Below are 8078 nucleotides of genomic sequence, written 5' to 3'. Positions count from 1 at the left end.
GCATCGGCCCAGACATGGCGGGTGATGGTGCGCACCGCCTTGGTGTTTGATGTGCAGGAGGCGAGCAGCGGACAGGTTTGGCAGATCGCCGGGTCGGATGTGTAGTGGCGATAACCGTTGCGGTCGGTGGTGGCATAGGCGAGCAGTTGGCCTTCGGGGCAGCGATAACCGTCCGTCTCGGGCTCATAGTCGAACTTCGACTTGCGCATCATGCCATCTTTGGGTGGGGTCGGATTGCGATAGCCGGTGACGCCTAGGATCTGGCGGTCCTCCAGCCCCTTGGCGATGCCGGACGTGGCATAGCCGGCATCCAGGCCGACGGCGCCGACCTCGAAGCCGAACCGCTCCCGCTGCCGGTCGAGCCGCTCGAGATAGACGATACTGTCATGCACATTGGCCGGCGTCACATGGGTGTCGGTGATGATCGCAAGCTTGCCGTCGACCGTGCGGTGGTCGAGATAGAAGAAGCCCTTCGGCTTGCCGTCGCGCACCATGTAGCCGCTGTCGGGATCGGTGCGCGACACCTTGATTTCCTTCACCTGCGGCTCACGCTCTTTGTCCTTCAGCGGCTTTTGCCCGTGCAGCGTCCGCTCCGCCTCGATCGCCCGGTCGAGATCGGCCCAATAATCGGCCCGCGACTTTTCGATCATCGCAAGATCGTATTTGCCCTTGTTGGCATTCGCCTTCAGATGCGTTGAATCCGTGTAAAGCACCGTGCCATCGACCAGCTTGTGGGCGATCGCCTGGCTGACGATATGATCAAAGATGTCCTGGGCCACCGACGTGTCGTTGAAGCGCCGGCGGCGGTTCTGCGACAGGGTCGAGGCGTCGAACACGGGATCCGTCAGCTTCAGCCGCAAGAACCAGCGGTAGGCGACGTTGACCTCGATCTCGCGCACCAACTGACGCTCCGAGCGCACGCCGAACAGGTAACCGATGAACAGCGCCTTGAACATCAAGGTCGGATCGAGCGGCGGGCGGCCGTTATCAGCACAGTAAAGACCGGCAACCCGATCATGGATGAAGGAAAAGTCGATTACCGCGTCGATCTTGCGAAGCAGGTGATCCTTCGGAACAAGCTGATCGAGCGTCACCATCTCGAGAGCCGTCTGTTCGGGAGCAGGTTTCTTCAACATGACCCAGTGAATCACAAACCCCTGGACGAGGCCAGGGGTTTGTCAGCAGTCTGAGCCCGCTTCAAGCGGGCTTTTTCATTTGAAATCAATCGTGGAAGGCGTCGACGAACTTGCGCCTGCCGAGCATGAAGGCATCGGCAACGTGGCGAAGCGGCGCCAGATCGACGTCGGATTTGCCGGCTTTGACGATTTCCGCAAAGCGCCGGTAAAGCGCGGGGTACTCTTCCTCGGGCGCCGAAAACTTCAGCTCGCCATTGATCGACAGCTTGGAGCCGCCTTCCGCAAGCTCCACATGGCCGGCTTCGGTTTCCGCGAGGATGTCCCAGCTCTGCTTGCCGGTCTGACGCCAGTCGAATTCGGCATGAACCGGCACGCCGTCAGCGTTCTGGAAGTGCAGATCCGCGGCGATCGGCGCATCGCGATTTTCCGGGAATTCGAGCGTTGCGCCTGTCAGGAAGATCGCCTTTGGGAGGATGTGGGTAACGATCGAAAGGGCGTTGATGCCCGGGTCGAAGACGCCAAGGCCGCCGGCTTGCCAGATCCAGTCCTGGTTCGGATGCCAGTGGCGAACGTCTTCCTTCCAGATGACATGAACGCTCTTGATCGTCGTCGACGCGAGGAAGGACTTCGTGGCTTCGACAGCTGCTGCGTAGCGGGAATGCCAGCTCGCAAACAGCGAAACGCCCTTGCTGGCCGCCAGCTTTTCGAGATCGGCCACTTCGCTTAGAGTCGCGCCCGGAGGCTTTTCGAGGAACACATGCTTGGCGGCAGAAAGCGCCTTGTGCGCTGCCTCGTAGCGATACTGCGGCGGCATGCAGAGCGAAACGGCATCGATCGCCGGAACTGCGTCGAGCATTGCATCGATCGTCGTGAAGCTCTGGATGCCTTCGACGGTGCCGTGGCGACTCGCCGTTGCAACGAGCTTGAAGTCCGGATTCTTTGCAATCGAGGGGAGGTGCTGGTCGCGGACGATCTTGCCGACGCCAACGATGGCGAGGTTGATAGGTGACATGCTGGTGCTCGCGTTCGGTGTTTCGCTCAAAAGTATGATTTATTTTGCGCCTGTTTTAGCAGAAAGAAACCGGGGGGCAAGCGTCGATAGGCCCATCAGATGGACGCCATTTCGGCCGGTGCCGTCGGCTTCTTGAACTGCAGCGTTACGACCTTATACCCCTCGGCCTCAAGGGTTGAAAGGAGCGTCGGCAGCATTGTCGCCGTGCGATTGTGGATGTCGTGCATGAGGATGATGCCGCGGCCCCGCTTGTGCAGCAGGTCCATCGTCCGCTTGGTGACGGCGGCTGGCGATGTATTGAAGTAGTCCTTGCTGTCGACGTCCACATCCATCACCACCATATCGCGCATTGCCACGGCGCCACGAAGCTTCTGGCTATCGGCAAGGTATGGAAAGCGAAAGAAGTTGACGTCGCCGCCGGTCGCCTTGGTCACGGCGGCCTCGCCGCGTGTGATTTCCTTCATGGCCATGTCGAAGGTCAGCGTCGCCAGGTTCTCGTGCTGGTAGGTGTGGCTGCCGATCGCGTTGCCTTCAGACGCGATCTTGCGGGCAAGCTCCGGATGTCGTTCCGCCATTTCGCCGACCATCATGAAGGCGCCCTTGACGCCGAAGTGGTCCAGTGTCGCGAGGACACGGTCCGTGCGGCCGGGGATCGGACCGTCATCGAAGCTGAGGATGACCTCCTTGTCCTGGAGGTGCAGGTCATGAATGGACGCGACGATGAGTGCTCGACCGGCGAGGTGATGCAGGCGGCTGTCGCTCGACATTTGGGGCAGGGCAGCATCGGTCCCCGTTGCCGGGCTGCCTTCAGGCGCGACGATGGAGGAGGTGGTCATTGTGGTGTCAGGCGCAGGATGCCTGGTGGATTGGCAGCCGGCCAGGGCCATGCTCAAGATGGCACCGGAAATGAGGGCAAAGCGATGCATAAAAGGGCTCAACAAATCAGTAATGAAAGTTGAGGCAACCTTGATGATTATGGTTAACGATCGGTTTCGATCGCCCCGGAACGCGTCGAATCGTGCTCAACCCGACAAGCTTCCAGCCATACTTGTGGCTATCCTGCCATCGCATCTTCGTATTCGGAGGAAAGCTCCAGCCACTGCTCCTCGGCGGCGGTGAGCTTTGCTGCAGCCTCGCCACGTTGCTTGGCCTTTTCCGCAGCCTTCGCAGGCGCCTTTTCGTAAAGCAGCGGATCCGCAAGTTCTGCATCAAGCGCCTGAATCAATTTCTCCAGCTTGCCGGTCAAGGATTCGATTTCGTTGATCTTTTTCTTGAGCGGCGCCAGCGAAGCGCGCTTCTCGGCATTGAGCTTGCGCTGGTCGGCCCTCGAGGCGGGTTCTTCAGCAAGCTGTGGTTTCTCGTCCTTCTTCTTGCCCGATGCGACAACGAGATCGCGGTACTCGTCCATATCGCCTTCGAAGGTCGTGACGGTGCCCTTGTTGACGAGCCACAGCCGATCGACGGTTGCCTCGATAAGGTGGCGGTCGTGCGAAATGAGAATGACCGCGCCCTCGTAATCGTTCAGCGCCTCGATGAGCGCCCGACGGCTGTCGATGTCGAGGTGGTTGGTCGGTTCGTCGAGGATCAGGAGGTTGGGCGCGTGGAAAGCCGCGAGCCCCATCAGCAGGCGCGCCTTCTCCCCGCCGGAAAGATCCTTGGCCGCGGTGGACATCTTTTCGGTCGCAAGACCCATCTGAGCGACTCGCGCCCGCACCTTCGCTTCCGGCGCGTCGAGCATCAAACGGCGCACGTGATCAACCGGCGACTGGTCCGGAATTAGATCGTCGAGCTGGTGCTGCGCGAAAAAGCCGATCTTCAGGTTCGGCGCGAGCTTGACCTCGCCCGCCTCCGCCGACATGCGACCGGAAATGAATTTCGCGAAGGTGGATTTGCCGTTGCCATTGGAGCCGAGCAGCGCGATGCGATCGTCATTGTCGATCCGCAGATTGAGGCCCTTCAGGATAGGTTTGCCGGGCTCGTAGCCAACAGCGCCGCCGCTGATAGCCACGATCGGGGAGGCAGGTTGCTTTTCCGGCTCGGGGAAGGTGATCGGCTGTACGTGGTCTTCGATGACGGCAGCCACCGTTCCCATGCGCTCCAACGCCTTGACGCGGCTCTGCGCCTGGCGTGCCTTGGAGGCCTTTGCCTTGAAGCGGTCGATGAAGCTCTGCAGGTGTTTGCGCGCCGCCTCGTTCTTGGCTCGCGCCTTCGTCTGCAACTCGTCCGCTTCGGCCTTCTGCCGTTCAAACTGGTCGTATCCGCCGCGATAGAAGGTCAGCTTCTTCTGATCGAGATGGACGATCGAGTTGACGGCGTTGTTCAGCAGGTCGCGGTCGTGGCTGATGACGATGACGGTGTGCGGATATCGGCGCACGTAATCCTCGAGCCACAGTGTGCCTTCGAGGTCGAGGTAGTTGGTCGGCTCGTCGAGGAGCAGCAGGTCGGGCTCGGAAAACAGCACCGCGGCGAGGGCGACACGCATCCGCCAGCCGCCCGAGAAGGACGACGCCGGACGCGATTGCGCCTCCTGGTCGAAACCGAGGCCAGCGAGGATGCTGGCAGCACGCGCTTCCGCGGAATGGGCGTCGATATCCACCAGCCGCATCTGGATTTCAGCGATGCGATGCGGATCGGTGGCGCTTTCCGCCTCCGCCAGCAAGGCTGAGCGCTCCTTGTCGGCTGCCAGTACGATTTCGATCAGCGCGTCTTCCGTTCCCGGTGCTTCCTGAGCGACCTGTCCGATGCGTGCATTCTTCGGGATCGACACGGAACCGCTTTCCGCGGCTACATCGCCGGTGATCACTCGAAACAGTGTGGATTTGCCGGCGCCATTCCGACCGACAAGACCGGCCTTCGTGCCGGCTGGCAGCGAAACGCTGGCGTGATCGAGAAGCAGGCGGCCGGCAATACGTGCGGAGATATCGGAAATCGTGATCATGGCCGGCGTTTTGGCCGAAAGCCGCGATCAGCGCAAGAGCCTCCGGCTCAGTGACCGAAGGCTTGCACGGGCTGCCGTCGATTTGACTGAGCGGCGTGAAGGGCAACGCGTGCATTTGCCTGCAGCTGCGATGCCGTCGTTGCGTCGGCGCTTAGAGCAATGCCGAGCGAAATCGTAAGGCCCGAGGGGGCAGCGTTGTCGGATGCCGCGAATGTCATGTGATCTTCTACCGACGCTCGGAGGCGATCGGCAATCGCCAGAGCTTCCTGCATCCCGACATTGGCGAACAGGAAGGCGAACTCGTCACCATCGGTGCGCGCAACAAGATCGTTCTTCTTGATCGACTTGCGGAAGAGATCCGCGAGCTTCTTCAGGAGGCGCGTGCCGATCTGTGTGCCGTAGCGGCTGTTGAATGCCTTGAAGTCGTCGACGTCGACCATGATGAGGGCGCTGCCGGCAGCACCTTCCTCCCGGTCGTAGAGATCGGCGATCGCCTTGTTGAGGGCGATGCGGTTGGGGATCCCTGTGAGCTTGTCGGTGACCGACGCGGAATGAGCAGCAGCGATACCAAGCTCGATTGCTTCCAGGCGTTCGACGTCGCTCTTCAGCCGGGCCTCGATCTCCTTTTCCGAAGCGAGCACGTTTGAGAGGGAGGTCGACAGATACTCCATCTCGCTCATGAAGGAGCCGAGGCTTTGGTCAGGTTTTCCTGCAATGGATTGCAATGCTGTTTCTGCAGCGCGCAGGAATGCCTGCTTCTGGCGCAAGCTGTCCGAAAGTCGGTCCACCGCGTCGCGCAGCATCCTGCTTGTCTCTGCATGCGAGATTTCGCTTGAGAGACCGCAATGGCTGACGAGCCGATACTTCAGGCCGATTTCATCGAGCGAGGCTTGCCGCGGGCTTGGCCCGAGCGCCGCGATGTCCTGTGCTAGGGCAGCGTTCTGGCCGATGATCGCCTCGTACAGGAGTTCGTAGTTGCGCGGCAGGCCCGCAATCGCGAGCCGTGTCATATGCTGGGCGATCCGCTGAATATCGGTGGGGGCGGCGGCCGGGCGCGGTGCGGCTTCTCGTTGTACCTGTGAGTTTGGCGCAGTTCGCATGACGTTCCCCTCGTGCCGACTGTGGCGCCGGCGGTTGGCTTCTCTATGCAACTACCGCGCTAAAAATAGCTTAAATTCGGTCGTTTGTAGTTGAATTGTGGTCCTGAACAGTGAAACGCGGTTAATGGAGCGTATCCATCTGACATTTACTGTCCTGGCGGACGTTGGATGTTGGTTGTAGCGGAACCGGTATCGTGTGGCGAAGCGCGTGTTGGAGACGTCGCTATCAGTCGACGAGGGCAATCGTTGCATGACAGCCGCGTGAAATTGCCCATGCCCACTTGTTTTCAGGCTATCGGGCGGGTAAACACCGCCCACTTTTCCCACGAAATAAAGGAATTTGACCCATGGCGATTGAACGCACTTTCTCGATGATCAAGCCGGACGCAACGAAGCGCAACCTGACGGGCGCTATTACCAAGATGCTCGAAGATGCCGGCCTGCGTGTCGTCGCCTCCAAGCGCGTCTGGATGAGCAAGCGGGAAGCTGAAGGCTTCTACGCCGTTCACAAGGAACGCCCGTTCTTCGGCGAACTCGTTGAAACCATGACCTCCGGCCCGACCGTCGTTCAGGTTCTGGAAGGCGAAGGTGCCATCCTCAAGAACCGCGAAGTCATGGGTGCGACCAACCCGGCAAACGCTGACGAAGGCACGATCCGTAAGGTTCACGCCCTTTCGATCGGCGAAAACTCGGTTCACGGTTCGGACGCTCCGGAAACCGCTGCCCAGGAAATCAAGTACTGGTTCTCCGACACCGAAATCGTCGGCTGATTCAGGCTTTCAGCGAAACCGCTGAAGCTTTTGAATTGACTGAAAGCCGGGGCTTTGCTCCGGCTTTTCTACGTTGAAGGACAGGTTGCGGCAGTATCGTAGTCCACGGTGCCGTCAGGTTTGAAAACCTCGGGGTTCTTCGTATAGAGCGGCCCAACGACGAGGGGCTTGCCGGGCATGACCGACTGATCGAGGCTGGAGATCACCTCAGTCTTCAGGCTCTGCAAGGTTTCGCCCCTGGCATCGACGAGGCGAACGTTCACCGCGTAAGGCTTATCCTTCTTGACGCAATGAAGTGCGGGGCTCTGCAGCGTGATCTTGTCCCAGAACGGATAGATCTTTTCGTTTGTGACCAGCACGTCACCGCCCGCCGGGTTCTCGAACTCCGCGATGGCGACGGTGCCTTCCGGTATCGGCGCCTTCTTGTTGAGCGTCACGACATAGGTCGCGACCGCGATCCTGTAGTTGAAAACGAAGACGCGACCGCTGATCTCGACCAGCTTGTCGGTCTCTCGCTGGCATCCCGTCAGCATTGCGGCTGCAACGGAAACGGCCATCAACAGCGCTTTCATGGCGCTTCCTCCTTTTTCCTGCGGCGATAATGGCGGCTCGCCTTGGCGCGATTGCCGCACACCGCCATGTCGCACCAGGCGCGACTTCTGTTCTTGCTCCGGTCGATGAAGAGCCAGCCGCAGTTGCGGCAGATCTTCATGCGCTCGGGATCCGGCATCGCGATCAGCCGCAACACCGAATGCGCTGTTGCCGCATCAAGGCCGTTTGCTCCATTGGCGCCACGCAACGTGCGCGCCAGCGCTTCCAGAAGATCGGCGAGCAGCCGGTCATCGGTTTCGCCTGAAACACGAGTCCGGAAATACCTGTCCGTCGCCTCGCGCAACTCCAGAAAGTTTCTTTTGTTCTGTGGGGCCGGAGCGGCCATGTCGCCGAAGAGCGCCCGCTCGGCGCAGAATTCCGCCGCTGCCTGCGGAAAGGCTTCCAGTTGAGCGGGTGCTTCGAAACGGTCGATCCGTCGCGCCTCGTCATGGCGAAGCACGACGCTGTTGGCGACATCCAGCGCCAATGCGCCTCCGGAAAAGCGGTGTGGGGTCCAGGCAAAGCTCATGA

8 protein-coding genes are annotated in these 8078 nt (G+C 60.3%); 1 reads left to right on the top strand and 7 read right to left on the bottom strand.

What is annotated here, in order from left to right; all coding sequences use genetic code 11:
* From AS026_RS02955 to AS026_RS02935, 5 genes are all read right to left on the bottom strand, one after another.
* The coding region (locus tag AS026_RS02955; protein ID WP_062368615.1) for an IS1182 family transposase at nt 1-1136 on the bottom strand (1136 nt) is incomplete at its 3' end.
* A gap of 85 nt (nt 1137-1221) precedes the next feature.
* On the bottom strand, nt 1222-2148 hold the full coding sequence (locus tag AS026_RS02950) for a Gfo/Idh/MocA family protein (protein ID WP_018859159.1): 927 nt from the start codon (nt 2146-2148) through the stop codon (nt 1222-1224).
* A gap of 95 nt (nt 2149-2243) precedes the next feature.
* Entirely contained in the window at nt 2244-3074 is an 831-nt protein-coding gene (locus tag AS026_RS02945) for a polysaccharide deacetylase family protein (RefSeq protein ID WP_018859160.1), read from the bottom strand.
* 128 nt (nt 3075-3202) lie between these two features.
* Entirely contained in the window at nt 3203-5086 is a 1884-nt protein-coding gene (gene abc-f, locus AS026_RS02940) for a ribosomal protection-like ABC-F family protein (protein ID WP_025659812.1), read from the bottom strand.
* 47 nt (nt 5087-5133) lie between these two features.
* The gene (locus AS026_RS02935) at nt 5134-6186 is read right to left on the bottom strand and encodes a GGDEF domain-containing protein (protein WP_205634442.1); all 1053 of its coding nucleotides are present in this window, start codon (nt 6184-6186) and stop codon (nt 5134-5136) included.
* Nucleotides 6187-6533: 347 nt separating this feature from the next.
* On the opposite strand from AS026_RS02935, the gene ndk reads away from it, so the two are divergent.
* Nucleotides 6534-6956: a nucleoside-diphosphate kinase gene (gene ndk / locus AS026_RS02930; RefSeq protein ID WP_018116857.1), complete on the top strand. Its 423-nt coding sequence runs from the start codon at nt 6534-6536 to the stop codon at nt 6954-6956.
* A gap of 68 nt (nt 6957-7024) precedes the next feature.
* On the opposite strand, the gene AS026_RS02925 is transcribed toward ndk, so the two are convergent.
* Nucleotides 7025-7528: a hypothetical protein gene (locus AS026_RS02925; protein ID WP_018859163.1), complete on the bottom strand. Its 504-nt coding sequence runs from the start codon at nt 7526-7528 to the stop codon at nt 7025-7027.
* Nucleotides 7525-8076, bottom strand: a complete 552-nt coding sequence (locus AS026_RS02920) for a CGNR zinc finger domain-containing protein (protein WP_025659809.1) — start codon at nt 8074-8076, stop codon at nt 7525-7527. Before AS026_RS02920 ends, AS026_RS02925 begins: the two co-directional genes overlap by 4 nt.
* Between the last annotated feature and the right edge of the window lie 2 nt (nt 8077-8078).

It is taken from the genome of Rhizobium altiplani, from assembly GCF_001542405.1.
Lineage (GTDB): Bacteria > Pseudomonadota > Alphaproteobacteria > Rhizobiales > Rhizobiaceae > Rhizobium > Rhizobium altiplani.
The sequence above is the reverse complement of the archived record's forward strand: the minus strand, read 5'-3'. Positions and strand labels throughout refer to the sequence as shown.

Excerpts from the sequence above, each read along its gene's own strand:
- AS026_RS02925 (WP_018859163.1), bottom strand. The coding sequence starts at position 7,528 with ATGAAAGCGCTGTTGATGGCCGTTTCCGTTGCAGCCGCAATGCTGACG.
- AS026_RS02935 (WP_205634442.1), bottom strand. The coding sequence starts at position 6,186 with ATGCGAACTGCGCCAAACTCACAGGTACAACGAGAAGCCGCACCGCGC.
- AS026_RS02945 (WP_018859160.1), bottom strand. The coding sequence starts at position 3,074 with ATGCATCGCTTTGCCCTCATTTCCGGTGCCATCTTGAGCATGGCCCTG.
- AS026_RS02920 (WP_025659809.1), bottom strand. The coding sequence starts at position 8,076 with ATGAGCTTTGCCTGGACCCCACACCGCTTTTCCGGAGGCGCATTGGCG.
- ndk (WP_018116857.1), top strand. The coding sequence starts at position 6,534 with ATGGCGATTGAACGCACTTTCTCGATGATCAAGCCGGACGCAACGAAG.
- abc-f (WP_025659812.1), bottom strand. The coding sequence starts at position 5,086 with ATGATCACGATTTCCGATATCTCCGCACGTATTGCCGGCCGCCTGCTT.
- AS026_RS02950 (WP_018859159.1), bottom strand. The coding sequence starts at position 2,148 with ATGTCACCTATCAACCTCGCCATCGTTGGCGTCGGCAAGATCGTCCGC.